The following is a 26,581-nucleotide window of genomic DNA, read 5'->3' on the forward strand; positions in this document are numbered from 1 at the left end:
CTGCCAGGATGACGGCATGGCACAACGGACCCGCGCGGACGCGCTCTCGCGCGAGCGCATCGTCGAGGCCGCCATCGAACTGCTCGACGCGAACGGCGAGCGAGGGCTGACCTTCCGGACGCTGACCGAACGTCTCGCCACCGGTCCGGGAGCCATCTACTGGCATGTGCCGAACAAGGGCGAACTGCTCGCCGCCGCGACGGCGTCCGTCATTGGCGACGCCTTGGCCGTCGCGGTCACAGGCTCACCCTGGGAAGAGATCCACGCCCTCGCGCTCGGCCTGTTCGACGCGGTCGAACAGCACCCGTGGCTTTCCTCGCAACTCGCCGTCCAGCGCTCCCACAGCCCGTGGGGCTCGGTGACGCCGCGGATCTTCGAGAGCATCGGACGCCGGGTCAGCGCGCTGGGCGTCCCCGAAGCCACGTGGTTCACCGCGACTTCGGCGCTCGCGCACTACATCTTCGGCGCCGCGGGCCAGAACGCCGCGAACGCCCAGGTGCTCCGGCTCGGCGGCACGGATCGTGCTGAATTCATCAGCGCCGCGGTGGACGCTTGGGAAGGGCTCGATCCCGGCAAGTTCCCGTTCCTGAGGTCGATCGCCGATCAGGTGCGCGAGCACGACGACCGGGAGCAGTTCCTCACCGGGATCGATCTCATCCTGACCGGGATCACCGCTCAGGGACGGACCTGAGCCCGGCGCCTGGCCTTGTGGATCGTCGCGATCATGATGGCGAAGACCATGCCGAGGAAGGTCAGGTCCACCGCGGGTACCCAGCGCACGTCGCCGCCCTTGAGCACATACGCGCCGACGGGCCGCGCGGCGAGCATGAACCCGCCGCCCTCACCTTCCTTGCCCTGTTCGGTGCCGTGCCCACCGCCTCCGCCGCCGATGACGCTCGCGGCCGGGATCACCACGACGCCGTCCTTCTCGACAGGCTCGCCGTAGACCCGCCGGACGGTCAGGTTGTCCCGCATCGCGCCGACTACCTTCTCGAGTCCCATTCAGTCCCCCGCACGGTCCAGTTCCAGCGTGATCGCGGCCCGCAGGAGATCGCGCGCCCTGTCCAGGTCCATCGAACCAGAAAGCCACCGCTCGCTGAGTCCTTCGACCAGGCTGGTGAGCCGTTCCGCGGCGTCTTCCGCCTTGACCCCGGCGCTGCCGACGCGCCGGATCACGTCGGCGACCTCGTCCACCCAGATCCGGGTCGACTCCGCCAGCGGCTGGCGCAGTTCGGGGGCGAAGACGGCGCTGGCCCGTAGCTCGCCCCAGGCCGTGCTGTTCTCCCGCACCGCCTGCGTGTCCTGAAACTCACCGAACAGCATCAGTTCCAGTTCGGCCCGGGGATCCGCCGCCTCGGCCGCGGCCTCTTCGGTGTACGCCGCGGCGCGATCGCTGACGAATTCCAGCGTCTTCCCGAGCAGCCCGGCTCGATTGGTGAAGTGGTAGTAGATCAGCGACGTCGAGATCCCGGCCTCGGCCGCGATCTTCTCGACCCGCAGGCCCCGCACACCGCTGCGCGCGATCACGCGCACGGCCGCTTCCAAGATCTTCTGCTGACGTTCGAGCACGGGTGACCACCCTAGCGGTAGCATCCTGACTGAATTTTCAGTCAGGATGCTACCGTGTCCTCACCAGTTCAGCCGAGGAGTGCACAGTGTTCGATTCGTTCCTTCCCCGCCGCACGGTTCTGCGCGCCCTGACCGCGATCGGTGCCGTCGCCGTCGGGAGCGCGGCGTGTTCCGAACCCGGCGGGAATCCCGCCGCGCCCGCGCCGGCGGCCGGTTCGCCGGACCCGGCCGCGGCCGCGATCCGAAGGCTGGGCGCCGAATGGGAAAGCCACGCGCGCACCTACCTGTCCTGGCCGGCGTCGAAGTCCATCTGGGCGGAGGACCTGCCCGCCGTCCGCCAAGAGATCGCCGGACTGGCCAAGGCGATCGCCGACTTCGAACCGGTGGTGCTCCTCGCCAGGCCCGAGCACGCCGACGCCGCCCAGGAGGCGTGCGGCGACACCGTCGAGGTCGTCGCGATCCCGGTCGACGACCTGTGGGCGCGCGACACCGTGCCGGTGTTCGTCGAAGAGGCGGGCAAGGTCGGGGGCGTCGACTTCAACTTCAGCGGCTGGGGCGGCAAGCAGAACCCGCACGACAAGGACAAGGCCGTCGCCCGGGCCGTGCTGGGCAAGTACGGCCTGGCCCGCACCGAAACCTGGATCACCGCCGAGGGCGGTTCGTTCGAGACCGACGGCGCGGGCACGCTGATGGTCACCGAAAGCTCGCTGGTCAACGACAACCGCAACAAGGGCAAGAGCCGCCAGGAGATCGAAGACGAGCTGAAGAAGGTGCTCGGCGTCCGGAAGGTCATCTGGTTCGCGGGAGTCCGGGGCGAGGACATCACCGACGCCCACGTCGACTGCCTTGCCCGGTTCACCGCGCCCGGCGTCGTCCTGCTGGACAAGGCCGCACCCGGCACCCCGCCCGACTCATGGTCCCGCGCGGCCGATCAGGCGCGGTCGGTCCTGGCGAACGCCACCGACGCCGACGGCAAACCCTTCAAGGTGATCGACCTCGTCCAGCCGGACCCGGACAAGGTCGAAGGCTACGGCGAGGACAGCGTGATCTCGTACGCCAACTTCTACGTCGCGAACAAGTCGGTCTTCGTGCCGAAGTTCGGCGACGCCGAGGCGGACGGGCGCGCCCAACAGGTCCTGCGGGAACAGTTCCCCGGGCGCGAGATCGTGCCGGTGAAGATCTCGACCATCGCCTCGGGCGGCGGCGGGATCCACTGCTCGACGCACGATCAGCCGGGTCAGCCTTCCTGAGGCAGCACCGACATCACTTCGGACACCGGGCGCAAATGCTGCTCCAGCAACCGTGACGCCTCTTTCACGTCATGGTCGTTCAGTGCGGCGACCAGCGCCCGGTGCTCGTCGTTGATCACCGTCAGCCGTTCCGGACGTGCTTCCAGCGCCCGGACCGTGACGCGCTGCTGCCGCGAACGGAGCGTGTCGTACAACTCGGTCAGGACGGAGTTGCCCGCGGCGTTCACGATGGCGCGATGGAAACGGCGGTCCAGCCCGGAAACGGCGAACCAGTCGCTTTCGGCACCGGCCCGCGCCATCTCGTCGATGAGTTCCGCCATTTCGGCGGGAGCGCCCGCCCGGTTCGCGCAGAGTGCCGCGATCGCGTGGCCTTCGATCAGCCGCCTGCTCTGATAGACCTCTTCCAGTTCCCTGGCGGTGACCGTGCGCACCTGCGCGCCTTTGCGCGGCAGGAGACTGATGAACCGCTCGGCGGCCAGGCGGTGGAACGCCTCGCGCACCGGTGTCCTGGAGACGCCGACGACGCCGGAAACCCACATTTCGTCGAGGAAGCGGCCGCCTTCCAACTCGCCCGAGATGATTCCGTCACGCAGCCACGTGTAGACCCGCTCGCGCGCCGGGCCGCCCCCTTCGGCGGTCACAGTCATCTCGTTCCCCCTCTATTCCGTTACTTTCCGCGACAGAGCCTACACCTGGACCAGCCAAGTATCCATCATGTATACAAGAGTTCCACTGATTGGAAGGGGTCCCATGGTGCACGTCGCGGTGGCGCAGTTCGCGCCCGGCAACGACAAAGCGGCCAACCTCGCCCGCGTCGCCTCCCTCGTCGGCGAAGCGGCGGACCGCGGTGCGCGGGTGGTCGCGCTCCCCGAGTACTCGTTGTTCACCGTACCGACGATGAGCCGGGAATTCGTGACCTCGGCCGAAGAACTCGACGGACCGTTCGTCACCGAGCTGCGCGGTCTCGCGAAGGACCGGCGGATCACCGTCGTCGCGGGCATCAACGAAGCACTCCCCGGCGGCGAGCGGATCTCGAACACGCTCGTCGCGGCCGGTCCCGACGGATCGATCGCCGCGCTGTACCGCAAGCTGCACCTGTACGACGCCTTCGGTTTCCGCGAATCGGAACTGGTCCGGCCCGGCGACATCGAAGCCCCGGAGACGTTCGAGGTCGACGGGATCACCTTCGGCCTCCAGACCTGCTACGACCTGCGGTTCCCGGAGGTCACCCGCCGCCTGGTCGACGCGGGCGCGGACGCGGTGCTGCTCCCGGCGGAGTGGATGCCCGGCCCGCTCAAGGAGGACCACTGGACCACGCTGGTCCGGGCGCGGGCGATCGAGAACACGATCTACCTCGTCGCGGCCGGGCAGGCGGCTCCGGCGGGTTCGGGACACAGCATGATCGTCGACCCGATGGGCGTCGTCGTCGCCTCGCTCGGCGAGCGCACCGGGACCGCGACCGGCGAGGTCTCCGCCGAGCGGATCTCCGAGGTGCGCGCCAAGAACCCGGCGCTGGAGCTGCGCCGGTTCGCCGTCACGCGCAAGTCCTGAGTATCTTCTGAGCCGGAGGTCCGTTCGTGAAGACACGCCCTCGGGCGTGGTGACGCGGCTTCCGTTCGCCTGGGTGCCGGGTGGCCGCCCGGCACCCAGGCTCATTTCACGGAACCAGCAGTCCCCAGTGGACGGCCCACGGCACGAACAGGACGGCTCCGGCCACCAGCAGCCCGACCCGGACTCCCCCGCTCGTCTCGCTCCGCCGTCGCCACCACGAAACCGCCGTGACCACACCGGTGACGACGACGCCGACCGCGATCAGCTGCAGCGCGAGCCACGGCAACGTCCGTCCGAAAAGGACAGGCCCCGGCGCCATCGCCGCCCCCGTCGTCAGCACGACGTAGTAGACGAGGAATCCCGCCGTGCCGAGCAACCCGGTCGACGCCAGCCAGCGCGCGGGCCGGGAGAGCGGGACATCCTCGCGGCGGCGGCGGAACAACGCCGTCACCGGATAGGCCGCGAACGCCAGCAACGCCAGCGCCCACACACCGATCTGCACCCACGTCGCCTCGTACCAGGCGAGCGGCGCCAAGGCCGCGCTTTCGCTCTCCTGCACCGGTGGCGGGTCGGCGGACGGCCGGACAGGCCCGTCCTTCAGGCCGTTCACCCAGGTCCCGACGAGATCGAGGTAGCCGGGGGCGAAGCCGTCCAGCTTGTCGAAACCGTCCGTGGTCTGCCGGAGCGCGTGCTGCGCCCGCGGGAACACCTTCAGCGTGTACTGCCGGTTCCCCGCTCGTTCCAGCGTTTCCCGGAAGATCCGGACCGCCTCGCCGGGCGGGGTCAGCCGGTCCAGCTCACCCCACAGCCCGAGCACCGGCTGCCGCACCTTCTCCAGCACCGGCACCGGGTCGTACCCGGCCTCGGGGAACGCGCCGGCGCCGATGAGGGTCCGCATGTTCGTCGACGCCACCATGTCCACCATCGAGCCGGTGACCCCGCCGCGCCGCAGGTAGGTCTCGAAGGCCCACGACTGCTGGCGGTCGGGCGAGACCCCGTTGGCCCCGAGGGTGACCGCGAAGGCGACATCCTTCGACTTCGACGCCGCCAACGGCGCGACCCAGCCCCCTTCGCTCAAACCCCACACCCCGACGCGGGCCGGGTCCACGCCCGGACGCGAGCGCAGCACCTGGACCGCGGCCAGCGCGTCGTCGGCCAGGACCGAGTAGTCCCGCTCGAACAACGAATAGCCTTCGGTCCGCTTGTCGTAGATCAGGGTCGCGATCCCCGCCTTGGCGAAAGCCTCCGCCTCGGCGCGATAATCGTCCCGGTCGTGTTCTCCCGAGCCGTGCACCATCACGATGCCCGGCGCGGGGCCGCCGCCTTCGGGCGCGACGACGGTTCCGTGCAAGGTCACGCCGTGGCTGGTGAACGACACGTCGCCGCCCGGAGCGGCGGCGGGTACCGGCGACGAAACCGCCACCACGGCCGCCGCGAACAGTGCCGCGATCATCGCTTGCTCACCCGGATTACCTCGAGCGCCGGCGACGCGAGGATGTCCTTCTCGCAATAGCGTTCGGTCACCCACTGCTTGCGCGAGTACAGCTCCGTCTGGTCGCTGTGGTGCGCGGACGCGGGGTTCGCGGACTGCGAGTAGGTCAGCAGCGTCGTCGTGTCCGGGCATCCGGTGCCGTTGAACGCGACGACGTGCAGGTACGTCCCACCGTGCACGATCTCGGTGTAGCCGCGGGCCGGATCCCAAGGCCCGCCCAGGGAATCGTAGACGCCGCGACCGGCGGTCCCGCCGCCCAGCGGGATCTTCTTCCCGCCGCGCACGACGTAGTGGTTCTCGCCGTAAGGCGCGTCGAGCGCGATGTTCGCCGCCTTCAGCTCGGCGACGGCGCCGGTGAGCGCCTCGCGGATCGCGGCGTTCCCGGTGTCGAGGGTGTTCGGGGTGTGGACCGGGTTCTCGACGTCGAACGGAACCTTCCAGATCTCCGGGCCCATCCGGTCCACTGTGGACCAGAACCGATCGAAGAGCAGTGCGCCCCGGCTGCCGGCGTCGGAACGCCCGTCCCAGCCCGCGAGTGCCGCGCACGCGGCGTCCATGCCCGGCATCGTGCGGCACATCCCGACGACATCGGCCCGCACGAGTTCGGCGGCGTGGTCCCGGTGCGAGAGCATCAGGTCCCGCATCGCCTGCCCGGTGAAGCCGCCCTTCGCCAGCTGGTCGGCGATCTCGACGAAGCCACCGCGTGTCCGCAGGTTCTGCTCGTACTCGACCGGGCCCACGATCCGCGGGTAGCCGGTCTTCGGCACGGCGGGATTGAACAGCCAGTGGCTGTCGTTCGAATTCGCCAGGTAGTCGTCCCGGCTCAGGGTCGGCAGGCTCGACGGGCCGAAGACGCCGGGCCGCAGGGCGTCACGGTCCCGGCCCCACGCGCAGGCCGTCCTGGAACCGTCGAGGACCGCGATCCCCTTGGCGTCGAACAGTTGCTTGCCCAGCGGGGTGTTGCAGCGCCCCGCTTTCTCGTCGGTGACGTGCGGGACCCCGTGGATCTGGCTGTACTCCACGCGGCCTCGGTCGTCGGTGGCGACGATGTTCATCCACGGCAGCCCTTGTGTCTCGCGGACCGCGCCGATCATCTCCGGCGCCGTCCGCCCTCGCGCGATCTCGAACATCGAGTTCGTCATCCCGAGGTTCCCGGCGTTGGCGTCCGCGATCGCGAAGGCGCTCGACGCCGTCCACGGCAGTTCCCGTTCCCCGAGCCTGGTCGTCACCGGACCGTACCTCGTCGTCCACTGTGGACGTACGACGCGCTCCAGGGCGCCGTCCGCCTTGCGCGACAGGACACTGAGGTCGGTGCGCCGCATCCGTTCGGGCTTGCCGTCGACCAGGTAGGTCGTCGGCGAGCCGGGGACGAGCTTCAGTTCGAACAGCGTGTACGTCCGGGTCGTGTCGGTGGCCGTGCCGCTCCAGGCGGCGGTCTCGTTGTGTCCCAGCCACATCAGCGGAATACCGGGGATCCCGGCGCCGCTGACGTTCAGCTTGCCCGGCAGGCTCAGCTGTGACTGCCACAACCTGGTCCCACTCAGCTGCCACGGCAGATGCGGGTTGGCCAGCGAGACACCGCGCCCGTTCGCCGAGGCGGCCTTGCCGACCGCGATGGCGTTGCTGCCGATCCCGGTCTCACCGGTCATCCGCTCGCGTCCGGTGCCCGCGGGCGGGGCGCCCGGCCGCGACGCGGTGATCGAGTCCGCGACCCCGCCCTGTCCGAAGATCATCCCGACCGCGTGGCTGTGGCGGTAGACGTCGAGTTCGGTGATCGGCTTCAGCCAGCCCGCGCCCCGGCAGGCCGGGTCGGTGAGCTCACCGGTGCGCAGGTACTTGTTCACGCCCTCGACGTACCCGCGGATCAGTTCGCGGACCTCGCGGTACGGCCCGCGCGGCGCCGGCTCGGCCAGTATCCGTTCGACGGCGCCACTTTCGTTGAGCCCCTGGAAGTACAGGTCGCTGGCGAGGTTCGTGCTCGCCTGGCTCACCCCGCTCGTCGGCGGTGCTTCCGGGCCGAGCCAGCGCGACCGTTCGGCCCGCGTCGTGACCGCGACGTCCGCGATCGCGCAGAGGTTGTCCTTGGCCGCGGCGTATCCCTGCCCGAAACCCAGGTCGCCCCAGTCGTTGGCGACGATGTGCGGGATGCCGTACTCGGTGTAGCGGATGGTGGCGCCGGCGCGGGATGCTCCATCCGGCGGTTGCGCGGCCGTCGCGGTCCCCGCCGCGAGCAGGCTCGTCACGGCGCAGACGGCCGCGATTCTTTTCCAGAGCAGCATGCTGCTCCCCCTTTTGTGTGGAGTCGTTCGTGAAGACACGCCGTCCGGCGTGGTGACGCGTTCCGGTGGTCGAGTGGCCGCTCTTCCACCGGGCTCTTTCAGCTCCCCCCTCTCACTCCTCGTCCGGATCCGGGAACGCCGTCCAGCGCACGTACACCTTTCGCGCGTCCGGTCCGGGTTCCGGCCGCCAATAGCGGCGCAGCAGCTCCAGGTACTCCTCCCAGAACTGTTTGAGCTCTTCGAGGTTCACGTGCACCGCGCCGCGCGAGAAGACCAGCGCGTCACCCCATTCGCCCAGCTCGTCGCGACGTTCGACGAAACGCGCCATCTGCTCCAGGTCCTCGGCGAACGCGGCGCGATGCGCCTCGTGGAACACCGCCCGCATCTCTTCGCTCTGCTCGCTGTGCCGCGGCCAGCGGATGTCCCGCTGCCTGGCCCGCCACCAGCGTTCCTTGCCGTGTGCGAGTTCCGGTGCCTCCTCGATGAAGTCGTATCTCGCCAGTTCTCGCAGGTGGTAGCTGGTGGCGCCCGAACTCTCCCCCAGTTCCTTGGCCAGCTTCGTCGCCGTCGCGGGCCCACGGCCCAGCGCCTCCATGATCCGGCGGCGCAGCGGATGCATCATCGCCTTCAACACGGCGGGATCGGTGACCTCTTCGGGCGTCGGCGGACCGGTCATGACACCAAGATAGCCATGCAAAGACAGTTGTGCAAAGACATCTTTGCACGCAGTCCGGACCGCTCCCGCGGAGCGGCCGTGGATTCTGCTGACGCTTCGGTGAACTCAGCGTGAAATTGACAACTTCGGTACGAAGGTCTTGTGCCGGGCGGACGAAAACTCGACAGGTTCGCGGCTTTTTCGTTGCGTCCTCCCCAGAATTCGGTTGCATCGGATAGTTTTGCCCGGAGTCGACCTTGCGGGAGAGAACATGTCGAAGCACCGCCCCCGACAGACGGACAAGATGTCCGCCCGGCACCGGACGGCCTTCGCGCTCGCCGGCGGTGCGCTCGCGGTCCTACCCGCGGTCACCGCGTCGGCGGGGCCTGATGCCCCGATCGCCGCGCCGAAACCCGCCGCACCGCAGAACCAGGCCGCGGCCTGGCAGCCGCCGGTGGGCACCGTCCCGGAGATCGCCGTCGACGGCAGCCTGCCCGAGCCGCCCAACCCGGATCCGCTGGTCGTCCCCGGTGGCACCGGCAACGTCGGCGGCTCGTTCGCGCCATCGGGCGCGCTCGGCATCCCGGCGAGCATGATGAAGGCGTACAAGAACGCGGCCGACATCCTCGCGAAGGAACTGCCCGGCTGCCACATCGATTGGGCGCTGATCGCCAGCATCGGCCGGATCGAGTCCAACCACGCGCGCGGCGGCTATGTCGACGCGAAGGGCAACACCCTCGAAGCGATCCTCGGCCCGCAGCTCAACGGAGCCGGACCGTTCGCGGCGATCCCGGACACCGACGGCGGCAAGTACGACGGCGACACGGTGTGGGACCGCGCGGTGGGCCCGACGCAGTTCATCCCGTCGACGTGGAAGGGCTACGCCTCCGACGGCAACGGCGACGGCGAGTCGAACCCGAACAACATCTACGACGCGACGCTGGGCTCGGGCCGCTACCTCTGCTCCGGCGGCGTCGACCTGACGTCCGAGCAGACCCAGCGCGTGGCCGTGTACCGCTACAACCACTCGCTGTCCTATGTGGACACCGTGATCCGCTGGGCGGTCGCCTATCGCGGCGGTGTCTCGACAATGCCGGACAGCCAGGTCCCGGTCGGCGCGCCCGATTCCTCGAACGTCGCCGCCGACACGCCCGGCGGCCAGCTCCCGGTCCCGACGCTGCCCGGCACTCCCCCGCCCGGCACGACCACGCCGCCGACCCCGTTGCCCGGCACGTCGCTCCCGCCGAGCAGCAGCACTCCCCCGAGCAGCAGCTCGCCCTCCAAGCCGACCAGCACGCCGCCGTCGTCGACGCCTCCCTCGTCCACGCCGCCGTCGAGCACGCCGCCGCCTTCGACGACGCCTTCGCCGTCCAGCACGTCTTCGGCACCGCCGTCGTCGACCCCGGCGGGCAACACCGGCGAGACGAGCCCGACCAGCTCCGCCTCGCCGACCCCGTGACCCCCGCATTTCGTCCTCTGAACGCGCCAAGAGCGCATTCAGAGGACGAAATGCGGGGGCGGGTGGGAGTGCCCGGAATGTCCTGAACCCCGGCCGCGTTGTCGCTTCTCGTAGATCGTCAACCAAGAGAAGCGAGACACGGATGTCGTCTTTCGTCATGACCGCCGAGGAACGGGAAGCCTTCCTGAGCGAGGTCCACATCGGGGTCTTGGCCGTGGAGCGGGAAGGACGGGCGCCGCTGGCCGTACCGGTCTGGTACGACTACGAGCCCGGCGGGGAACTCCTGATCTGGATGGACGGCGGTTCGGTCAAGGACAAGGCGATCAAGAAAGCGGGCAGGCTCAGCCTGGTCGCGCAGTCAGAGACCCTGCCGTACAAGTACGTGACGGCCGAGGGCCCGGTCGTCGCCAACGACGCTCCGCCGACCCGGGAGCAGGCGCTGAAGATCGCGCACCGCTACCTGTCCGAGGAAGAGGGCACGAAGTACGTCGACGGGGCGCTCAGCGACAACTCCGTGCTGGTCCGCGTCCGGCCGGAGAAGTGGCTGAGCAACGACCAGGGCAAGGCCTGACGAACTGACGGTGCCCGGTCGCCCGCGGGCTGGCGGCCGGGCACCGTCATCAGCCCGCGATCGGCTCGAACTCGACGACGCTGTCGAGCGCCTTGCCCATCGCGGCGTTCCCTTCGCGTTCGATCATGATCTCCACCAGCACGGGCCGCGAGGTCCGCTCGGCCTCCTTGCGCGCCCACTCCAGCGACGTCCGGATCTCGCCCGGCTCGGTCACGCGGGTCCCGGAGCAGCCGTAGGCCTCCATGACCTTCACGTTGTCCGTGCCGTTCTTGTCGTAGTGGATGTCGACCTCGAAGTTCATCTCGTAGCCCGTCTCGGCCTGCCGGATGAGCCCGAGGTACTCGTTGTTCAGCATGATCAGCACGAACCCGACGTCGTACTGCGCGGCCACCGCCAGCTCCTCCACGAGGAACTGGAACGAGTAATCCCCGACGACGCCGACGACCTCCGCCTCCGGTTTCGCCTTCTTGACGCCGATCGCCGCCGGGATCTCCCAGCCGAGCGGGCCCGCCTGGCCGCACACCTGGTAGTGCCGCGGCTTGTGCGCGCGCTGGAACTGCCCGGACCAGATCTGGTATAGCCCGATCGCGGTGACGAAGTAGGCGTCCTCGCCGTAGAAGTCGTTGATCTCCTTGAACACCCGCGGTGCCTTGATCGGGGTGTCCTCGAAGTCCTCGCGTCGCGGCAGGCTCTCCTTCAGCTCGCCGATCCGCCGCGGCCAGGCCCGATCCCGCGCCGGGGAACGCTTCGACGCCGCCTCGATCAACGCGTCCAGGAACGCGCCCGTGTCCGAAACGATCCCGAGATCCGGCCCGAACACCTTGCCCAGCTGCGTCGGCTCGATGTCGACGTGGATGAACTTCCGGCTCCCGCGGTAGACGTCGAGGTCGCCGGTGTGCCGGTCGCCGAACCGCGCGCCGAGTGCCAGCACCAGATCCGCTTCGAGGAAGGCGGCGTTCGCCCACCGTTGCGACGTCTGGATGCCCGCCATGCCGGCGAACAGTTCGTGGTCCTCGGGGAAGGTCCCCTTGCCCATCAGCGTCACCCCGACCGGGACGCCGAGGAGCTCGGCCGCGGTCCGCAGCCGGTCGCTCGCGTCGCCCAGCACCACGCCGCCGCCCGCGAGGATCAGCGGCCGTTCGGCGGCCAGCAGCAGATCCAGGGCCCGCTCGACCCTGGCCGGTGACGGCGCCGCCTTGGTGACCGGCAGCGGCGAGTCGATGCTGGAGTCCCATTCGATCTCCTGCCGCTGCACGTCGATCGGCAGGTCGATCAGCACCGGGCCGGGACGGCCGGACCGCGCGATCCGGAACGCCTCCCGGAACACCCAGGGCAGCTGGGCCGCTTCCTTGACCTGCACCGCCCATTTCGTCACCGGTTTGGCGATCTCGACGATGTCGACGGCCTGGAACGCCTCGGTGTGCAGCTTCCGAGAGTCGGCCTGCCCGGTGATGCACAGGATCGGGATCGAATCGGCCTGCGCGGTGTAGAGCCCGGTGATCATGTTCGTCCCGGCGGGCCCGGAGGTGCCGATCGCGACACCGACGTTGCCGGTGGTGCGCGCCCAGCCGTCGGCCATGTGGGTGGCGCCCTCCTCGTGACGCACGATCAGGTGCTCGATGCCGCTGTCCTGCATCGCGTGGTACAGCGGGAGGATCGCGGCGCCGGGACAGCCGAACGCGGTGTCGACGCCCTCACTGACCAGGACGTCGACGACGGCCTGCATGGCGGGGATTCTGGGCATTCCTCACTCCTTGCTTTCCGCGCCGGACAGCGCTTCGACGACCTTCAGCAGGGCGGAGTGATCGAGCGAGCCGTGGCCCATCGCCCGTCCGGCGGCGACGAGCTGGGCGACCAGCCCGGTGATCGGCAGCGCGACGTCGGCCTGCCTGGCGGCGGCGAGCGCGATGCCCATGTCCTTGTGGTGCAGGTCGATCCGGAAGCCCGGCGCGAATTCCCGTGCCACCATGGACTTCCGCTTGAGTTCGAGGATCCGGCTGCCCGCGAGCCCGCCCGCCAGAACGTCCAGCCCGACGCCGGCGTCGACGCCGGACGCCTCCAGCAGCACGATCGCTTCGGCGATCAGGCCGTAGGTCCCGCCGACCACGAGCTGGTTGGCGGCCTTGACGACCTGACCGGCGCCGTGCGGCCCGACGTGCACGATCGTCTTGCCGACGGCCTCCAGGATCGGGAGCGCGACGGCGAAGTCCTCCGCGTCGCCACCGGCCATAATGGACAGTGAGGCCTGCTCGGCACCGGCCTGGCCACCTGAGACGGGCGCGTCCAGCACGCGGATCTCCCGTTCGGCCGCCCTTTCAGCGACCTCGATGGAGGTCTCCGGCCGGATCGTGCTCATGTCGATCAGCAGGGTGCCCGGTTTCGCCGATTCCAGCACGCCGCCCGCCGCCAGCACGACGGCCTCGACCTGCGGATGGTTCGGCAGCATGGTGATGACGACTTCGGCACCGGCCACGGCGTCCGTCACCCCGTTGGCCGCCCGGCCACCCGCGGCTTCCAGCCTCGCGAGGGCGTCCGCGTTCGTGTCGAATCCGCTCACCTCGTGCCCGGCGGCGACGAGGTGTCCCGCCATCGGCCCGCCCATGATCCCCAGGCCGATGAATCCCAGCTTGGTCATGCCAGTCCCCTTCGTTCGAAAGGCAGCCACGACAGCGAATCCGCGCTCGGCCCGTCGGGTTTGTACTCCACACCGACCTGCCCGCGGTAACCCGCCGCCTGCAGCTTTTCCAGGTAACCCTCGATGTCCAGCGTTCCGGTCCCCGGCTGGTGGCGCCCTGGGGCATCGGCGATCTGCACGTGGCCGATCCGTCCGGTGTGGACGGTCGTGACCGTGTCGAGGTCGTCACCGTTGACCGCCAGGTGGTACAGGTCGGCCAGCAGCTTCACGTTGTCCCGCCCGAGTTCGTCGAGCACCTTGAGGACGTCGTTCGCGGTCTTGAGCGGGTACTTCTCCGCCCCGGACAGCGGTTCCAAGACGATTTCCGCGTCGATGCGCGCGGCCGCGTCCGCCGCGAGCGCCAGATTCGACAGGCCGAGCTTGTCCTGCCCGGCCGGGTCCGCGCCGTCGATCCGGTTGCCGTAGAGCGCGTTGAACCGGCGGCAGCCGAGCCGCTCGCCGAGCTCGATCGCGGACGCGACGCCGCGGGTGAACTCGTCCTCGCGGCCGGGCCAGGTGACCAGGCCGCGGTCGCCGCCCGCCATGTCACCGGGGAAGAAGTTCAGCCCGGTGACCGCGACGCCCGCCCGCTCGACCGACGCCACGAACGCGTCGACCTCGGCGGCGTCCGGCACCGGTGTCTCGAACGGCCACCAGTACTCGACCGCGGTGAAGCCCGCCGCACGCGCCGCCTCCGCGCGGTCGAGCAACGGCAGCTCGGTGAAGACCAGCGACAGGTTCAGCACGTAGGGCAGCGCATGACGCGAACCCGCAAGATCAGCCATCGAAACCTCTGCAATTTCGCTCTGCGGAAACTTTCTTTCGTATATCGAGAATAGCCCGCCGACCTGGCCGCGGTCAACGGGCGGTATACCGGCGGGCAAGAGGCAGAGCGATAGTGGGAAGCGGACCTCGCCTCCGGGAGGCTCAGCGGTTCTGGACGTGCTGCCAGCCGAAGCGGCCCTTGATGCAGAGGTTCCCGTGGGTCACCGGGCACTCGTGCGGCGAGGTGACCTTGACGATCTCGTTGTCCTGGACGTGCAGGGTGAGGTTGCAGCCGACCCCGCAGAAGGTGCAGACGGTGGTCGTCGCGGTCTGCCGGGACTCGTCCCAGGTGCCGTCCTCACGCTTGTCGTGCTCGCGCTTGAAACTCAGCGCGCCGGCCGGGCAGACCTCGACACAGTTTCCACAGTAGACACACGCGCTGTCCGGCAGCGGGTTCGCGAACTCCGTCGAGATCCGCGCGTCGAAACCGCGTCCCGCCATGGTGATGGCGAAGGTGTTCTGCCACTGCTCGCCGCACGCGTCGACGCATTTGTAGCCCTGGATGCATTTCCCGTAGTCGCGGACGTAGAGCAGCCTTCGGCCCGGAAGTCCACGCATCGCCGAGCCGGAGATCAGCCGAGGCCCAGCACCGGGAGACACTCCTGGACGCCGGTCAGTTCGATGTCGTCGCGCCGCGTCCGGTCCCAGACATCCCTGGTCAGCCGCCAGCACTGGATCAACCCGACCTCTCCGCGGCGGGTGTCCCAGGTGGTGCCGTTCTCCTCGTAACCCAGCGCCCGGGACACCCGGTTGGACGCGTCGTTGTCGGCGAAAGCGTCGCTCGACGCCTCCTTCGCGCCCAGGCCGGCGAACGCCAGATGCAACACGGCCGCGCGCATCTCCGTCCCGAGCCCGCGTCCGCGCCGTCCCGGTGCCAGCCACGAAAAACTCGACACCGTCCCGAATTTGGCGAAGTCGGTCCCGATCAGGTCCTGCATCCCGATCGGCTCGCCGTCCAGCAGCACGACGAAGTACAGCCGCCAGAAGCCCGGGTCCACGCGGGCTCGTCCCGCCCAGATCCCCCGCAGCCACCGCCATTCGCGGTCGGGATTGTCCGCGTACAACGAAATCGGGTCGTCGAACGGCCAGGGCGCGGTTTCCGCGACACCGACGCGGACGGTCGGGGCCAGCCGCTCCAGCAACTCGTCCGACGCCCCGGCCAAGGTCAGCCGCGGCGTCCGCACCTCGATGTTCAGCGGAGGGTACGTGTGGCTCATCCTCGGGACCGTAGGCGGACGGGGACGCCCGGCGCACCGGATTTTTTGTCGGACACCCTTGTTATCGTCGGCGGCCATGGAGACCACGCCCTTCCGAGCCCGGTTCCCGGCCGCCGATCTCGAAGACCTCCGCGCCCGGCTCCGCCGCACCCGCTGGCCCGAGGACGAGACCGTCGACGACTGGTCGCAAGGTGTGCCCGCCGCGTATCTGCGCGAGCTGTGCTCCTACTGGGCGGACACCTACGACTGGCGTGCCGCGGAGTCCCGGCTCAACGCCGTCCCCCAATTCAGGAGCGAGATCGACGGGCTCGGCATCCACTATCTGCACGCCCGTTCCCCGCATCCCGGCGCTCTGCCGCTGATCCTCAGCCATGGCTGGCCGGGATCGGTCTTCGAATTCCTCGACGTGATCGGCCCGCTCACCGATCCGGTCGCCCACGGCGGCGACGCCGCGGACGCCTTCCACGTCGTCGTTCCCTCGCTGCCCGGATACGGCTTCAGCGACAAACCCGCGAAGACGGGCTGGTCGATCCAGCGCATCGCCGACACGTGGATCCGCCTCATGGACGGCCTGGGCTACGAACGCTTCGGCGCCCAGGGCGGCGATTGGGGCACGAGCATCACCACGCTCATGGGACGGACGGCGCCCGAGCGCCTGGCGGGAATCCACCTCAACCCGCCGCTCGCGGCACCGGATCCGGCGACGTTCGGTGACCTCACCGAAGCCGAGCGGAAATCGCTCGACGACCTCGAACGCGGGAACGTGGACGGCTCGGGTTACGCGAACCTGCAGACGACGAGGCCGCAGACGATCGGCTACGCGCTGACCGATTCACCGGCCGCGCTGTGCGCGTGGATCGTCGAGAAGTTCCAGGCGTGGACCGATTGCGACGGCCGCCCGGAGAACGCGCTGAGCCGGGACGCGATGCTCGACGACATCACGCTCTACTGGCTGACCGGTACCGGCGCCTCGTCCGCGCGGTTGTACTGGGAGAGTTTCGCCGAGGTGTCGAGCTGGTTCACCGAATCCACTGTGGACACGATCACCGTGCCGACGGGCTGCTCGATCTTCCCGCGCGAGTCGCCGCGCCCGTCCCGTCGCTGGGTCGAGCGCCGGTTCACCGACATCCGGTACTGGAACGAACTGGAGCGAGGCGGCCACTTCGCGGCCTTCGAGCAGCCGGCCGTGTTCACCGAGGAGGTGCGGTCGTTCTTCCGGCTCGTGCGATGACCGCTTGACTGTGACACCGTGTCAGGCTGTCAGGTGGGAGTCGTCATGTTCAGTATCGGAGATTTCGCCAAGCACGGCCGCGTGTCGGTCCGGATGCTGCGGCACTACGACGCCATCGGGCTGCTGCGGCCCGCCCATGTCGACCCGTTCAGCGGGTACCGGTCCTACGCCGGCGACCAGCTGGCCCGCCTCAACCGGGTGATCGCGCTCAAGGATCTCGGCTTCACGCTCACCCAGGTCCAGGAGATCCTCGACGCGGAGATCGGCGTCGACGAGCTGCGCGGGATGCTGCGGCTGCGCCGGGCCGAGCTCGAAGCCGCCATCGCCGCCGACGAGGCACGGCTGAAGGCCGTCGAAGCGAGGCTCCGGTCGATCGAAAGAGAGGGAAGCATGCCTTCCGAGGACGTCGTCGTCAAAAGCCTCCCCGCGGTGCGCGTCGCCGAGCTGACCGGGACAGCGAGCGGATACGTGAACGAGGAGATCGGACCGGTCGTGCAAGGGCTGTACAAGGAACTGTTCGGGGCGCTCGGCCCGATCACGCCGTCCGGGCCGCTCATCGCCTACTACGAGGACGACGCCGACGGCGAACGGGTGCTGATCCACGCCGCCGCCCCGATCGCGGCCGAAACCGACGGCTCCGAAGGATTCTCGACGGTGAGCCTCGCCGAGGTGCCGACCGCGGCGACGATCCTGCACCGGGGCTCGATGGAGACCGTGCTCTCCAGCTACCAGGCACTGGCGCGGTGGGTCGACGCGCACGGATACCGCGCGAACGGCCCGGCGCGGGAGTTCTACCTCGAATGCCCCGCCGACGGGGACAAGTGGGTCACCGAGTTGCAGCAGCCGATCGCCAAGGCCTGACCGGAGCAGAGCCGGATGTCATGAAAGGGGCGTTCAGGACGTTTCTTGTCCTGAACGCCCCTTTCATGACATATCGAGGTGCCGCACCAGGAAGTCGGTCAAGGCGCCACGGAACGCGTCCGGCGCCTCCAGCCACGGCACGTGACCGACCCCGGGCAGCCGCACCCGGGTCACCGAGGGCAGGGCCGGCTCCAGCGAGTCGACCGCCCATCTAGGCCGGTTGTCCGCCGTCCCGTCCATGATCAACGTCGGCACCCGCAGCGACCGGCAGGCCTCGACGAGTTCCTGCTCCGGCACCGTCCGCATCTCTTCACTCAGCGCGGCGTTCGCCTCGTAGTTGATCGGAAACCAGGGTGTCGCCATCGCTTCGGCATGGTGCGCGCCATCCGCCACGAAGTCGGCCGTCCATTGCAGCACCGCGAGTTCACGCTCTTCGGCCTCGTCGCGGCTCTTCGCACGAAGCTCGGCCCACCGCGAGTGCCGTTCTCCCAGCGCCTGCTCGAAATTCCGCTTGAACTCCGCGTGCCAGTCGTATCCGAGGCCGACACCCGACACGTAGACGAGCGCGCTCACCCGCTCCGGATGCGCGAGGGCGTAGAGGAGACCGAGATGCGCGCCCCACGAATGCCCGAGCACCGGGACCCGGTCGAGCCCGTGCCCCTCACGGACGGCGTCGACGTCGGCCACCATCCGCTCGAGCGTGTACGGGCCGCGCGGTTCCGAGCGACCGGCACCGCGCTGATCCCACCGGATCAGCCGGAATCCCGGACCGGGATCGAGTGTGCCGAACATGTCCCACAGGCCCGGGCCGCCGTGGCAGCACAGGATCGGCTCGCCCCGGCCGGTCGCCGAGGTCCACAGTTCGCAGCCGTCGTCGGTGATCACCCCGCGATTATCCGGTAGGCGCGGCCGCCGCCGTTGGCTATGTTCCGCGGAATGACGACGTACACGCCGCCGCAGCGGACGGCCACCCTCGCCGACGCGCCCGCCATCGCGGCGCTGATGCGGGCCTCGGTGCTGGAGTTGTTCCCCCGGTTCCACGACGAGCGGCAGACCGCGAGCGCGGCGGAGCACGTCGCGGCCCTCGACCTGCGGCTGCTCGAAGACGGCACCTACTTCGTGCACGAGGCCGACGGCGAGATCGTCGCCTGCGGAGGCTGGAGCAGGCGTAACAAGACACATGCGGGCTCCGGCGACGCGGCGGACGACGACCGGCTGCTCGACCCGGCCACCGAGCCCGCGCGGGTGCGCGCCATGTTCGTCCGAGGTGACTGGACCCGGCGCGGGCTCGGGCGCGCGATCCTGGAGTCGTGCCGTCTCGCGGCGAAAGCCGAGGGGTTCACCTCGCTGACCCTGACCGCGACCATGCCCGGCGTCCCGCTGTACCTGTCGTTCGGCTTCACCGAAGTCGAACGGGTGACGGTGACGACGCCCGACGGTGTCGACCTTCCGGGCGCCGTCATGGCCCGGGACATCGACCGGCCGGATAGGATCGGAGAATGATTTCGGGGGCCACCGCACTTTCGTTCGTCCTGGTCTGCCTGCTCGGCGCGATGGCGCCCGGCCCGGATTTCCTGGTGGTGACCCGCAGCGCGATCCTCGGCGGGCGCAAGGCCGGGGTCGCCGCGGGACTCGGCATCGCGCTCGGCGTGTTCGTCTGGGTGGTCGCGATCGCGCTCGGTGTCGGGGCGATCCTGACCGTGTCCGCGGTCGCCTTCACCGTGGTGAAAATGATCGGCGCCGCGTACCTGATCTTCCTCGGCGTCAAGGCCTGGCTGGCGGTACGCCGCGGCGACTACGGCGAACTCAAGGACAAGGTGGCGCCCGTCGTCGAGCCCAGGGAGGCGTTCCGGCAGGGACTGCTCACCAACCTGCTCAACCCGAAGGTCGCGGTCTTCTTCCTCGCGCTGGTCCCCCAGTTCCTCCCGCATTCGGCCTCGACCGCGCAGACCCTGCAACTGGCGGTGCTGGCCACGATGGTGGCCGTGGTGTGGACTTTCGTCCTGGCGACGCTGGTCGGTTCGCTGCGGCGGTTCTTCGCCTCCGGCCGGGTGCGTCGCGCGATGGACGCGGTGATGGGCACCTTGCTGGTCGGGCTCGGCATCCGCGTCGCCGTCCAGAACTGACCCGAAGCGCGTGAAGGCCCCCTTCCCTCGGCTGAGCAGAGGGAAGGGGGCCTTCACGTGGCTCAGCCGAGGGCTTCGGCGGCGAGGCGCGTTCCTTCGACGCGGGCGGCGATCTTGGCGAACGCGGTCTCCCGCGACGTCGAGGTGTCGTCGGCGAACGGCGAGAACCCGCAGTCGTCACAGGTGCCCAGCCGGTCCGGCGGGATGAACCGGGCCGCCTGGAGGACCCTGTCCCGGATCTCCTCGGCGGTCTCGACCCGCGGGTCGATCGGGTCGGTCACGCCGACGAAGATCCGCTGTTCCGGGCGTGCGTGCTCGGCGATCACCCGCAGCGCCCGCTCGGGGTCCGCCTCGCTGGCCATCTGGACGTAGACGTTGCCCACCTTCAGCTGGAACAACGTCGGCAGGAGCCCGGCGTAGTCGACGTCGAGGCTGTGCACGGAGTCCTGATCCCCACCGGGGCAGGTGTGCACCCCGATCCTCTTCCGCTCCTCCTCGGAGAACCGGTCGAGCACGGCGTTGTTCAGGTCCACAAAGGACTGCAGCAGGCTGCCGGACGGGTCGAGTTTCAGCGACAACCGGCCTTCGGTGAAGTCGATCTGAACACTGTCGGCGCCGGCGTCGAGGCTGCGGCGGATATCTGCCTCCGCCTCATTCACCAGGTCGGCAATGAACTGTTCTTTGTCATATCCGGCCAATTCCTCACCGGGATAGACGAGCCCGATCGCCGAAGCCGCGATCACCGCCTGCTTCACCGGTTTGGTCGCGTGCTTTTTGGCTTCGCGGAGATAAGTGTCGGCATAGGTCTGATAGCGGAAAGGTCCGGCGGTCAGCTTCGGCAGCTGCCGGGTGTGCCCGTCGGCGAAGGGGATGACGACGCCGTCGGGCGCCAGGGAGGCGAGGCCCGCCAAGGGATACGTGGCGAAGCTCGGCTTGCCCTGCTCGCCGTCGGTGATGACCGGCGAACCGGTCTCCTCCAGCCGCTTGATGGTTTCCACGAGGGCTTTTTCCTGCGACTCGCCGAGACCGTCGGCGTCGAGGCGCCCGGCCGCGTGCTCGCCGAGCGCCTCGACCAGATAGCCCGGACGGGGAATGCTGCCGATCGGTTCGGTGGGGATGGTCATCGCTCGCGTCCTCCCAGATGGAGCTGCCCGTGGCCGCCCTGGCCACCAGCGTGGAAACTACCGATCACACCCCATCTTTGACGATCTTTCCGCGTGCCGAAACCACTAATGGCGCAACCATTCGGCCCAGAAGGGATGTGCCATTCGCCAAGGCGTATAGGACGTTATACGATTTTCCTCGAAATTCGATGCTTACCCGGCGCGGCACCTGGGTATTCCGTGGATGTCGACGGGCGGGGCGCGCCGAAGGAGAAACCGATGCTGAGCCATCACGATCGGCAAGAGCTGGAGAAGATCGAGCGCTGGTTCGAGCTCACCGAGCCGGCGCTGGCCGCCCGGCTCCGCGCCGGCAGGCCCGCACGGCCCCCGCTGCTCCGGCTGACGGTCCTCCTGACCCTCGACATCGTCGCGGGTCTGCTCATGCTGCTGGGCATGGTGCTGAACAGCCCGGCTCTCCTGCTGACCGGAATGCTCACCGTGACCATGGCGGTGATCGTGCACCTGTCCCGGTTCGGGCAGGACTGATCACCCTCCCCGCGCGCCGGTAGAGTCCGGGCGTTACGTCCGGTTTCTCTGGGAGGAAGACGCATGCGGTTCATGATCATCATCAAGGCGGACGAGGATTCCGAAGCCGGGAAGATGCCGCCGATGGAGGCCCTGACCGCCATGGCGAAGTTCAATCAAGACATGCTCGACGCCGGGATCCTCGTGGGTGGCGAAGGTCTGCAGGAGAGCTCGAAGGGCGCGCGGGTCACGCTCGGCGCCGCCGGGGCCACGGTCACCGACGGCCCGTTCACCGAGGCCAAGGAACTGGTCGGCGGCTTCTGGATCGTCGACGTCCCTTCGCGCGCCGAAGCGATCGAGTGGGCGAAGCGCTGCCCCACTCCCCCGCACGGCGACACCGTGCTCGAAGTCCGCAAGATCCTCGAAGCCGAGGACTTCGGCGAGGCCTTCACGCCGGAACTGCAGGAGAACGAGCAGCGGATGCGCGACGAGGTCGCCGAACGGTCTTAAGCTTCGCTCATGGTCGTCCGGGAGTGGGTACTTCACGTCGACCTCGACCAGTTCATCGCGGCGGTCGAGGTCGCCCGGCGGCCTGAGCTGCGGGGCAAGCCCGTGGTCGTCGGCGGCACCGGCGACCCGACCGAACGAGCCGTCGTGGCGACGGCGTCGTACGAGGCGCGGGAGTTCGGCGTCCAGTCCGGGATGCCGTTGCGAACCGCCGCGAAACGCTGCCCTGACGCGATCTTCCTCGCCACCGACGCGCCCGCGTACCAAGAAGTCTCCGATCGGGTGATGGCGACGCTGCGGGAATTCCCGGTGGTGGTCGAGGTGCTCGGCTGGGACGAAGCGTTCCTCGGCGCCACCACCGACGATCCCGAAGCGCTCGCCGCCGACCTCCGGCGGGTGGTGGCCGAGGAAACCGGACTGTCCTGTTCGGTCGGTATCGGGGACAACAAGCTGCGCGCGAAACTCGCCACCGGTTTCGCCAAACCGGCCGGGATCTTCCGTCTCGTCCAGGAGAACTGGTGGGACGTCATGGCCGAGAAGCCGACGGACGCGCTGTGGGGCATCGGCGCCAAGACCACGAAGAAGCTCGCCGAAGCCGGCTACCGGACCGTGCTGGAGCTGGCGGGCGCCGATCCGGCGGACCTCGCCGCCCGGTTCGGCCCGAAGCTCGGCCCGTGGTACCGGATCCTCGCCGGCGGGATCGGCGACGCCGAGGTCACCGCGACGCCTTATGTGGCGCGGTCACGCAGCCGCGAGACGACTTTCCAGCAGAACCTGACCGATCCCGGCGTCATGGCCGCCGAGGTCGCCGCCCTGGCGAAACGCGTTTCCGCCGACGTCGCCGAGGAAGGCAGGCCCGCCGCGCGGGTCGCGGTCAAGGTCAGGTTCGCCCCGTTCCTGACCCATACGCACAGCGTGACCCTGCCCGCACCGACCGCGGATCCGGCCGAGATCGAGAAGGCCGCGCTGGCCGTCCTCGACATGTTCGACCTCGGCCGACCGGTCCGGTTGCTGGGTGTCCGGGCCGAGTTCCTCTCGACGGCGGCGCGATCCGCGTCGCCTTGACAGCGCTCGCGGCGCTTTGCCATTCTGGTTCCGGGCCGAGAGGCGCTGCGACGGAATTCTTCCGCCACGCTCGGCCCGCTGCGACAGACGTAAGGGCGCCTCCCACTGTGGAGGTGCCTTTCTTGCGTCAGAACCCTTTTCCGGCCGTCGTCGAGGCCGTGCGCTGAACGACCCCCGCACTGACATCGTCCTTCCCGCCACCGGCGAGAAGGACCGCTCCGCCTTGCCTTCCTTGATGATTGGAGAACCAGTGAGCCCCACCCTGTCCAAGGTCAACGGGATCGAATTCGCCGTCGCCGACCTCTCCCTCGCCGAGGCCGGCCGCAAGCAGCTGCGCCTCGCCGAGGTCGAGATGCCCGGCTTGATGGCGCTGCGCCGCGAATACGCCGACTCGCAGCCGCTGAAGGGCGCGCGGGTCGCGGGTTCGCTGCACATGACCGTTCAGACCGCCGTGCTGATCGAGACGCTCGTCGCGCTCGGCGCCGAAGTGCGCTGGGTGTCCTGCAACATCTTCTCCACTCAGGACGAGGCGGCCGCCGCTGTCGTCGTCGGCCCGAACGGCACCGTCGAGGAGCCCTCGGGTTCGGCGGTGTTCGCGTGGAAGGGCGAGACGCTCGCCGAGTACTGGTGGTGCACCGACCAGCTCTTCGACTTCGGCGACGGCCGCGTCCCGAACATGGTCCTGGACGACGGCGGCGACGCGACCCTGCTGATCCACAAGGGTGTCGAGTTCGAGGCCGCCGGCGCCGTGCCGCAGGCCACTGAGGAAGACGGCGAAGAGTACTCGCTCGTGCTGGAGACCCTGCGTGAGAGCCTCGGCCGCGACACCGGCCGGTTCACCCGCATCGCCAAGGAGGTCCGCGGGGTCACCGAGGAGACCACCAACGGTGTCAAGCGGCTCTACAAGCTCGCCAAGGAAGGCGAACTGCTCTTCCCGGCGATGAACGTGAACGACTCGGTGACGAAGTCGAAGTTCGACAACAAGTACGGCATCCGTCACTCGCTCATCGACGGCCTGAACCGCGGCACCGACGTGATGATCGCGGGCAAGGTCGCGGTGGTCTGCGGTTACGGCGACGTCGGCAAGGGCGCGGTGGAATCGCTGCGGGGCCAGGGCGCCCGCGTGGTCGTCACCGAGATCGACCCGATCTGCGCGCTGCAGGCGGCGATGGAGGGCCTCGACGTCGTGGAACTCGACGACGTCGTCGAGCGCGGCGACATCTTCATCACCACCACCGGCAACTTCGACATCATCATGGCCGACCAGATGGCCAAGATGAAGCACAACGCGATCGTCGCGAACGTCGGGCACTTCGACAACGAGATCGACATGGCCGGGCTCGCGAAGATCCCGGGCATCCAGAAGATCGAGGTCAAGCCGCAGGTGCACGAGTGGGTCTTCCCCGCGACGGCCGACCGCGAGGCGCACTCGATCATCGTGCTGTCCGAGGGCAGGCTGATGAACCTCGGGAACGCCACCGGCCACCCGAGCTTCGTGATGTCGAACTCCTTCACCAACCAGACGATCGCGCAGATCGAGCTGTTCACGAAGCAGGGTGAGTACGCCACCGACGTCCACGTGCTGCCGAAGCACCTCGACGAGAAGGTGGCTCGCCTGCACCTCGACGCGCTGGGCGTCCGGCTGACGAAGCTGACCAAGCGCCAGGCCGAGTACATCGGCGTGGACGTCGAGGGTCCGTACAAGCTGGACCACTACCGCTACTGAGCCCCGCCGCGACGGGCCGATGTACCGAGCGCCACGTTTGAGACGGTGAACGTCCCGAGCGTGGCGCCCGGTACCCCGCGAACTAGGCCGAATGCGTGAAAACTACGGCCGGATGGACCTGTTTCTCGCCGTGTGAGGCGGGAATCCCCTGAGTAGCCACACCCTGGCAGCACTTCGGCCGGGGCGACTACGAAGGAGAAGGTGTTCCCGTGATCATTCTCGGCGTCATCCTGATTGTCGTCGGTTTCATCGCCAGCATCCCGGTGCTGTACTCGATCGGGATCGCACTGGCGGTCATCGGCATCATCCTGGCCGTTCTCGGGAACACCGGGAAGGCCATCGGCGGTCGCGCCCACTGGTACTGAGCAGCTGCCCGAAACCGGTACCAGCACCTGAACGGACCGGGCCCCCGGCGTTCCCCCACGCCGGGGGCCCGGTCCGTTTCCGTGACATGAAGGGGTCCCCCGGCTCCGAGGGGGAGGGAGAGCCGGAGGACCCCGTCATGATTAACACATTCCCGGCCATGATGTACACGAATGCATACACCTTCGGGTGGCAATCGGTCCCGATCACCAGAATCGGGCCGGACTGGTGTATTGGCTGGCGGTCAAGAAGCTCGCAGCAGCAGCCGCGCCGGCATCTCCGCACACGAGCAGCCGCCGTCGACGTCGAAGCAGTCGATCGTCAGCGTGTGCCGGGCGAGGTCCAGGTCGACGCAGCCGTCTTCGCTGCACTCGGTGAAACCGCCCTCGAGGTGGACCACCAGGGTCCCGTGACAGTGGTCGAGTCCGCCGGCGCAGAACGCGCACTCCATGCTCATGCCGCCTCCCGCGATCAGGTCGAAGATCGCTTCGGAAAAGTTCTCCTCGATTGCCTTACTACCACCGAGGGACGACAGAACCCGGCATACGCGCGGCGTGTCGCGGGAACCGGCGGGGTGACGCCGGGCACAACAGTCCACAAAGGATAGTCAGGCGCTCTTCGGGGTTCGCTTGCCTGAAGCGGGTTTCTTGGCCGCGGTGGCCTTCTTGGCCGTCGACGGTTTCCGGGTCTTCTTCGCCTCGCTCACGCTGGCCTGCAGGGCCTCCATGAGGTCGACGACGTCGGCCTTCGCGCCGACGGCCTTCGGTTTCGCCGTCTCGTTCCCCGCGGCCTTGGCCTCGATCATGGCCTCCAGCGCCTCGCGGTAGGAATCGGTGTACTTCTCGTGCTCGAACACCGGCTCCGAGAGCGAGTCGATCAGCGAACCCGCCATCGTCAGCTCCTGCGGCCGCACCTGCGGCGGATCCTCGTGCAGGAAGCCGAAGTCCGGGACGCGGACCTCGTCGGGCCACAGCATCGTCGTCATCATCAGGACGTCGCTGTGCACCCGGAGGATCGCGAGCGTCTCGCGCTGCCGGATGGCGACCTTGGCGATCGCCACGTGACTCGCCTTCTGCAGCGCGTCACGCAGGACCACGTACGGCTTGACGGCGTTCTTCTGCGGTTCGAGGTAGTAGGTCTTGTCGAAGTGGATCGGGTCGATGGACTCCAGCGGCACGAATTCGAGCACGTCGATCGCCCGCGACGACGCCAGCGGCAGCTCGGACATGTCCTCGTCGGTGAGCACGACCATCTCGCCGTCGGGCAGTTCGTAGCCCTTGGCGATCTCGGCGTAGGGCACTTCCTCGCCGTCGATCGTGCAGAACCGCTTGTACTGGATTCGGCCGCCGTCGGCCTCGTGCACCTGGCGCAGCGAGACGTTCTTGTTCTCGGTGGCCGCGTAGAGCTGGATCGGGATGCTCACCAGCCCGAAGGACACCGAGCCCTTCCACATCGAACGCATCGAGCCGCACCTCCACCGCCGTCACCGACCGTACTCACGCTCGGTAACAACGGTAGCCCGAAAAGACGCG

The 26,581-nt window shown here is 68.8% G+C and carries 29 protein-coding genes; 14 read left to right on the forward strand and 15 right to left on the reverse strand.

From position 1 onward, the window contains the following. The first annotated feature begins 16 nt into the window (after positions 1-16). A complete protein-coding gene (locus IE302_RS06730; protein WP_191252722.1) occupies positions 17-691 on the forward strand; it encodes a TetR/AcrR family transcriptional regulator in 675 nt (224 codons plus the stop codon). On the opposite strand, the gene IE302_RS06735 is transcribed toward IE302_RS06730, so the two are convergent. Beyond that, on the reverse strand, positions 676-1,002 hold the full coding sequence (locus IE302_RS06735; RefSeq protein WP_191252724.1) for a sporulation protein: 327 nt from the start codon (positions 1,000-1,002) through the stop codon (positions 676-678). The genes IE302_RS06730 and IE302_RS06735 overlap by 16 nt on opposite strands. Next, complete coding sequence (locus IE302_RS06740; RefSeq protein ID WP_191252726.1) at positions 1,003-1,569, reverse strand: TetR/AcrR family transcriptional regulator; 567 nt, start codon at positions 1,567-1,569, stop codon at positions 1,003-1,005. An 86-nt stretch (positions 1,570-1,655) separates the two neighbouring features. On the opposite strand from IE302_RS06740, the gene IE302_RS06745 reads away from it, so the two are divergent. After that, on the forward strand, positions 1,656-2,819 hold the full coding sequence (locus IE302_RS06745; RefSeq protein ID WP_191252728.1) for an agmatine deiminase family protein: 1,164 nt from the start codon (positions 1,656-1,658) through the stop codon (positions 2,817-2,819). Here IE302_RS06745 and IE302_RS06750 read toward each other — a convergent pair. Continuing rightward, a complete protein-coding gene (locus IE302_RS06750) occupies positions 2,807-3,466 on the reverse strand; it encodes a GntR family transcriptional regulator (protein WP_191252730.1) in 660 nt (219 codons plus the stop codon). The two genes, IE302_RS06745 and IE302_RS06750, sit on opposite strands and share 13 nt — an antisense overlap. Positions 3,467-3,569: 103 nt before the next feature. On the opposite strand from IE302_RS06750, the gene IE302_RS06755 reads away from it, so the two are divergent. After that, complete coding sequence (locus IE302_RS06755; protein WP_191252732.1) at positions 3,570-4,370, forward strand: carbon-nitrogen hydrolase family protein; 801 nt, start codon at positions 3,570-3,572, stop codon at positions 4,368-4,370. Between the two features lie 106 nt (positions 4,371-4,476). Here the strand turns inward: IE302_RS06755 and IE302_RS06760 are convergent, their stop codons facing one another. The 3 genes from IE302_RS06760 to IE302_RS06770 form a co-directional block, all read right to left on the reverse strand. Continuing rightward, positions 4,477-5,823 carry an alpha/beta hydrolase family protein gene (locus IE302_RS06760; protein WP_191252734.1) on the reverse strand — a complete coding sequence of 449 codons (1,347 nt, stop codon included), beginning with the start codon at positions 5,821-5,823 and terminating at the stop codon, positions 4,477-4,479. Then, complete coding sequence (locus IE302_RS06765; RefSeq protein ID WP_191252735.1) at positions 5,820-8,141, reverse strand: penicillin acylase family protein; 2,322 nt, start codon at positions 8,139-8,141, stop codon at positions 5,820-5,822. The genes IE302_RS06760 and IE302_RS06765 overlap by 4 nt, the downstream gene beginning before the upstream one ends. A 112-nt stretch (positions 8,142-8,253) precedes the next feature. Beyond that, a complete protein-coding gene (locus IE302_RS06770) occupies positions 8,254-8,817 on the reverse strand; it encodes an ArsR/SmtB family transcription factor (protein ID WP_191252736.1) in 564 nt (187 codons plus the stop codon). Between the two features lie 250 nt (positions 8,818-9,067). Here IE302_RS06770 and IE302_RS06775 point away from each other — a divergent pair, with 250 nt between their 5' ends. Beyond that, positions 9,068-10,255, forward strand: coding sequence for a lytic transglycosylase domain-containing protein (locus IE302_RS06775; protein ID WP_191252737.1), 1,188 nt, complete (start codon positions 9,068-9,070; stop codon positions 10,253-10,255). 142 nt (positions 10,256-10,397) lie between these two features. Beyond that, positions 10,398-10,826: a pyridoxamine 5'-phosphate oxidase family protein gene (locus tag IE302_RS06780; RefSeq protein WP_191252738.1), complete on the forward strand. Its 429-nt coding sequence runs from the start codon at positions 10,398-10,400 to the stop codon at positions 10,824-10,826. Positions 10,827-10,875: 49 nt separating this feature from the next. Here IE302_RS06780 and gcl read toward each other — a convergent pair whose 3' ends face one another. The 5 genes from gcl to IE302_RS06805 all read right to left on the reverse strand — a co-directional run bounded on the left by gcl (position 10,876) and on the right by IE302_RS06805 (position 15,542). Further along, the gene (gcl, locus tag IE302_RS06785; RefSeq protein WP_191252739.1) at positions 10,876-12,570 is read right to left on the reverse strand and encodes a glyoxylate carboligase; all 1,695 of its coding nucleotides are present in this window, start codon (positions 12,568-12,570) and stop codon (positions 10,876-10,878) included. A 3-nt stretch (positions 12,571-12,573) separates the two neighbouring features. Next, positions 12,574-13,461 (reverse strand): NAD(P)-dependent oxidoreductase, encoded by an 888-nt coding sequence (locus IE302_RS06790; protein WP_191252740.1) that lies wholly within the window; start codon positions 13,459-13,461, stop codon positions 12,574-12,576. After that, positions 13,458-14,285 carry a hydroxypyruvate isomerase family protein gene (locus IE302_RS06795; RefSeq protein WP_191252741.1) on the reverse strand — a complete coding sequence of 276 codons (828 nt, stop codon included), beginning with the start codon at positions 14,283-14,285 and terminating at the stop codon, positions 13,458-13,460. Before IE302_RS06795 ends, IE302_RS06790 begins: the two co-directional genes overlap by 4 nt. 142 nt (positions 14,286-14,427) lie before the next feature. Next, complete coding sequence (locus IE302_RS06800) at positions 14,428-14,883, reverse strand: 4Fe-4S dicluster domain-containing protein (RefSeq protein WP_229907631.1); 456 nt, start codon at positions 14,881-14,883, stop codon at positions 14,428-14,430. 14 nt (positions 14,884-14,897) lie between these two features. Continuing rightward, positions 14,898-15,542 (reverse strand): GNAT family N-acetyltransferase, encoded by a 645-nt coding sequence (locus IE302_RS06805; RefSeq protein WP_191252742.1) that lies wholly within the window; start codon positions 15,540-15,542, stop codon positions 14,898-14,900. Between the two features lie 76 nt (positions 15,543-15,618). Here IE302_RS06805 and IE302_RS06810 point away from each other — a divergent pair, with 76 nt between their 5' ends. Further along, a complete protein-coding gene (locus IE302_RS06810; protein WP_191252744.1) occupies positions 15,619-16,773 on the forward strand; it encodes an epoxide hydrolase family protein in 1,155 nt (384 codons plus the stop codon). Positions 16,774-16,818: 45 nt separating this feature from the next. Then, positions 16,819-17,634, forward strand: coding sequence for a MerR family transcriptional regulator (locus IE302_RS06815; protein WP_191252746.1), 816 nt, complete (start codon positions 16,819-16,821; stop codon positions 17,632-17,634). A 63-nt stretch (positions 17,635-17,697) separates the two neighbouring features. Here IE302_RS06815 and IE302_RS06820 read toward each other — a convergent pair whose 3' ends face one another. After that, positions 17,698-18,519 carry an alpha/beta fold hydrolase gene (locus IE302_RS06820; protein ID WP_191252748.1) on the reverse strand — a complete coding sequence of 274 codons (822 nt, stop codon included), beginning with the start codon at positions 18,517-18,519 and terminating at the stop codon, positions 17,698-17,700. Positions 18,520-18,570: 51 nt separating this feature from the next. Here IE302_RS06820 and IE302_RS06825 point away from each other — a divergent pair, with 51 nt between their 5' ends. Together IE302_RS06825 and IE302_RS06830 are read left to right on the forward strand one after the other, a co-directional pair. Next, entirely contained in the window at positions 18,571-19,137 is a 567-nt protein-coding gene (locus tag IE302_RS06825; RefSeq protein WP_191252750.1) for a GNAT family N-acetyltransferase, read from the forward strand. Continuing rightward, positions 19,134-19,760, forward strand: a complete 627-nt coding sequence (locus IE302_RS06830; protein WP_191252751.1) for a LysE family translocator — start codon at positions 19,134-19,136, stop codon at positions 19,758-19,760. Before IE302_RS06825 ends, IE302_RS06830 begins: the two co-directional genes overlap by 4 nt. 62 nt (positions 19,761-19,822) lie before the next feature. On the opposite strand, the gene IE302_RS06835 is transcribed toward IE302_RS06830, so the two are convergent. Further along, positions 19,823-20,884, reverse strand: coding sequence for a cobalamin-independent methionine synthase II family protein (locus tag IE302_RS06835; protein ID WP_191252753.1), 1,062 nt, complete (start codon positions 20,882-20,884; stop codon positions 19,823-19,825). Positions 20,885-21,142: 258 nt separating this feature from the next. Between IE302_RS06835 and IE302_RS06840 the strand changes: the two genes are divergently transcribed. The 5 genes from IE302_RS06840 to IE302_RS06860 all read left to right on the forward strand — a co-directional run bounded on the left by IE302_RS06840 (position 21,143) and on the right by IE302_RS06860 (position 25,051). Continuing rightward, positions 21,143-21,409, forward strand: a complete 267-nt coding sequence (locus tag IE302_RS06840; protein ID WP_191252755.1) for a DUF3040 domain-containing protein — start codon at positions 21,143-21,145, stop codon at positions 21,407-21,409. 63 nt (positions 21,410-21,472) lie between these two features. Then, on the forward strand, positions 21,473-21,898 hold the full coding sequence (locus tag IE302_RS06845; protein ID WP_191252757.1) for a YciI family protein: 426 nt from the start codon (positions 21,473-21,475) through the stop codon (positions 21,896-21,898). A gap of 9 nt (positions 21,899-21,907) precedes the next feature. After that, positions 21,908-22,960, forward strand: a complete 1,053-nt coding sequence (locus IE302_RS06850; protein WP_191252759.1) for a DNA polymerase IV — start codon at positions 21,908-21,910, stop codon at positions 22,958-22,960. A gap of 250 nt (positions 22,961-23,210) precedes the next feature. After that, complete coding sequence (ahcY, locus tag IE302_RS06855) at positions 23,211-24,686, forward strand: adenosylhomocysteinase (RefSeq protein ID WP_191252761.1); 1,476 nt, start codon at positions 23,211-23,213, stop codon at positions 24,684-24,686. Positions 24,687-24,895: 209 nt separating this feature from the next. Continuing rightward, complete coding sequence (locus IE302_RS06860) at positions 24,896-25,051, forward strand: DUF6131 family protein (RefSeq protein WP_191252763.1); 156 nt, start codon at positions 24,896-24,898, stop codon at positions 25,049-25,051. Positions 25,052-25,293: 242 nt separating this feature from the next. Here IE302_RS06860 and IE302_RS06865 read toward each other — a convergent pair whose 3' ends face one another. Both IE302_RS06865 and ku read right to left on the reverse strand, forming a co-directional pair. Beyond that, entirely contained in the window at positions 25,294-25,506 is a 213-nt protein-coding gene (locus IE302_RS06865) for a hypothetical protein (RefSeq protein ID WP_191252765.1), read from the reverse strand. A 150-nt stretch (positions 25,507-25,656) separates the two neighbouring features. Then, positions 25,657-26,511, reverse strand: coding sequence for a non-homologous end joining protein Ku (gene ku / locus IE302_RS06870; RefSeq protein ID WP_093938317.1), 855 nt, complete (start codon positions 26,509-26,511; stop codon positions 25,657-25,659). Positions 26,512-26,581 lie beyond the last annotated feature (70 nt).

The sequence above is a fragment of the Amycolatopsis oliviviridis genome (assembly GCF_014654365.1).
Taxonomy (GTDB): Bacteria; Actinomycetota; Actinomycetes; order Mycobacteriales; family Pseudonocardiaceae; genus Amycolatopsis; species Amycolatopsis oliviviridis.

Excerpts from the sequence above, each read along its gene's own strand:
- gcl (WP_191252739.1), bottom strand. The coding sequence starts at position 12,570 with ATGCCCAGAATCCCCGCCATGCAGGCCGTCGTCGACGTCCTGGTCAGT.
- IE302_RS06775 (WP_191252737.1), top strand. The coding sequence starts at position 9,068 with ATGTCGAAGCACCGCCCCCGACAGACGGACAAGATGTCCGCCCGGCAC.
- IE302_RS06805 (WP_191252742.1), bottom strand. The coding sequence starts at position 15,542 with ATGAGCCACACGTACCCTCCGCTGAACATCGAGGTGCGGACGCCGCGG.
- IE302_RS06780 (WP_191252738.1), top strand. The coding sequence starts at position 10,398 with ATGTCGTCTTTCGTCATGACCGCCGAGGAACGGGAAGCCTTCCTGAGC.
- IE302_RS06760 (WP_191252734.1), bottom strand. The coding sequence starts at position 5,823 with ATGATCGCGGCACTGTTCGCGGCGGCCGTGGTGGCGGTTTCGTCGCCG.
- IE302_RS06735 (WP_191252724.1), bottom strand. The coding sequence starts at position 1,002 with ATGGGACTCGAGAAGGTAGTCGGCGCGATGCGGGACAACCTGACCGTC.
- ku (WP_093938317.1), bottom strand. The coding sequence starts at position 26,511 with ATGCGTTCGATGTGGAAGGGCTCGGTGTCCTTCGGGCTGGTGAGCATC.
- IE302_RS06810 (WP_191252744.1), top strand. The coding sequence starts at position 15,619 with ATGGAGACCACGCCCTTCCGAGCCCGGTTCCCGGCCGCCGATCTCGAA.
- IE302_RS06800 (WP_229907631.1), bottom strand. The coding sequence starts at position 14,883 with ATGCGTGGACTTCCGGGCCGAAGGCTGCTCTACGTCCGCGACTACGGG.
- IE302_RS06730 (WP_191252722.1), top strand. The coding sequence starts at position 17 with ATGGCACAACGGACCCGCGCGGACGCGCTCTCGCGCGAGCGCATCGTC.
- IE302_RS06770 (WP_191252736.1), bottom strand. The coding sequence starts at position 8,817 with ATGACCGGTCCGCCGACGCCCGAAGAGGTCACCGATCCCGCCGTGTTG.
- IE302_RS06795 (WP_191252741.1), bottom strand. The coding sequence starts at position 14,285 with ATGGCTGATCTTGCGGGTTCGCGTCATGCGCTGCCCTACGTGCTGAAC.
- IE302_RS06835 (WP_191252753.1), bottom strand. The coding sequence starts at position 20,884 with ATGACCATCCCCACCGAACCGATCGGCAGCATTCCCCGTCCGGGCTAT.
- IE302_RS06865 (WP_191252765.1), bottom strand. The coding sequence starts at position 25,506 with ATGAGCATGGAGTGCGCGTTCTGCGCCGGCGGACTCGACCACTGTCAC.
- IE302_RS06790 (WP_191252740.1), bottom strand. The coding sequence starts at position 13,461 with ATGACCAAGCTGGGATTCATCGGCCTGGGGATCATGGGCGGGCCGATG.
- IE302_RS06765 (WP_191252735.1), bottom strand. The coding sequence starts at position 8,141 with ATGCTGCTCTGGAAAAGAATCGCGGCCGTCTGCGCCGTGACGAGCCTG.
- IE302_RS06850 (WP_191252759.1), top strand. The coding sequence starts at position 21,908 with ATGGTCGTCCGGGAGTGGGTACTTCACGTCGACCTCGACCAGTTCATC.
- IE302_RS06845 (WP_191252757.1), top strand. The coding sequence starts at position 21,473 with ATGCGGTTCATGATCATCATCAAGGCGGACGAGGATTCCGAAGCCGGG.
- IE302_RS06825 (WP_191252750.1), top strand. The coding sequence starts at position 18,571 with ATGACGACGTACACGCCGCCGCAGCGGACGGCCACCCTCGCCGACGCG.
- IE302_RS06755 (WP_191252732.1), top strand. The coding sequence starts at position 3,570 with ATGGTGCACGTCGCGGTGGCGCAGTTCGCGCCCGGCAACGACAAAGCG.
- IE302_RS06750 (WP_191252730.1), bottom strand. The coding sequence starts at position 3,466 with ATGACTGTGACCGCCGAAGGGGGCGGCCCGGCGCGCGAGCGGGTCTAC.
- IE302_RS06815 (WP_191252746.1), top strand. The coding sequence starts at position 16,819 with ATGTTCAGTATCGGAGATTTCGCCAAGCACGGCCGCGTGTCGGTCCGG.
- IE302_RS06840 (WP_191252755.1), top strand. The coding sequence starts at position 21,143 with ATGCTGAGCCATCACGATCGGCAAGAGCTGGAGAAGATCGAGCGCTGG.
- IE302_RS06830 (WP_191252751.1), top strand. The coding sequence starts at position 19,134 with ATGATTTCGGGGGCCACCGCACTTTCGTTCGTCCTGGTCTGCCTGCTC.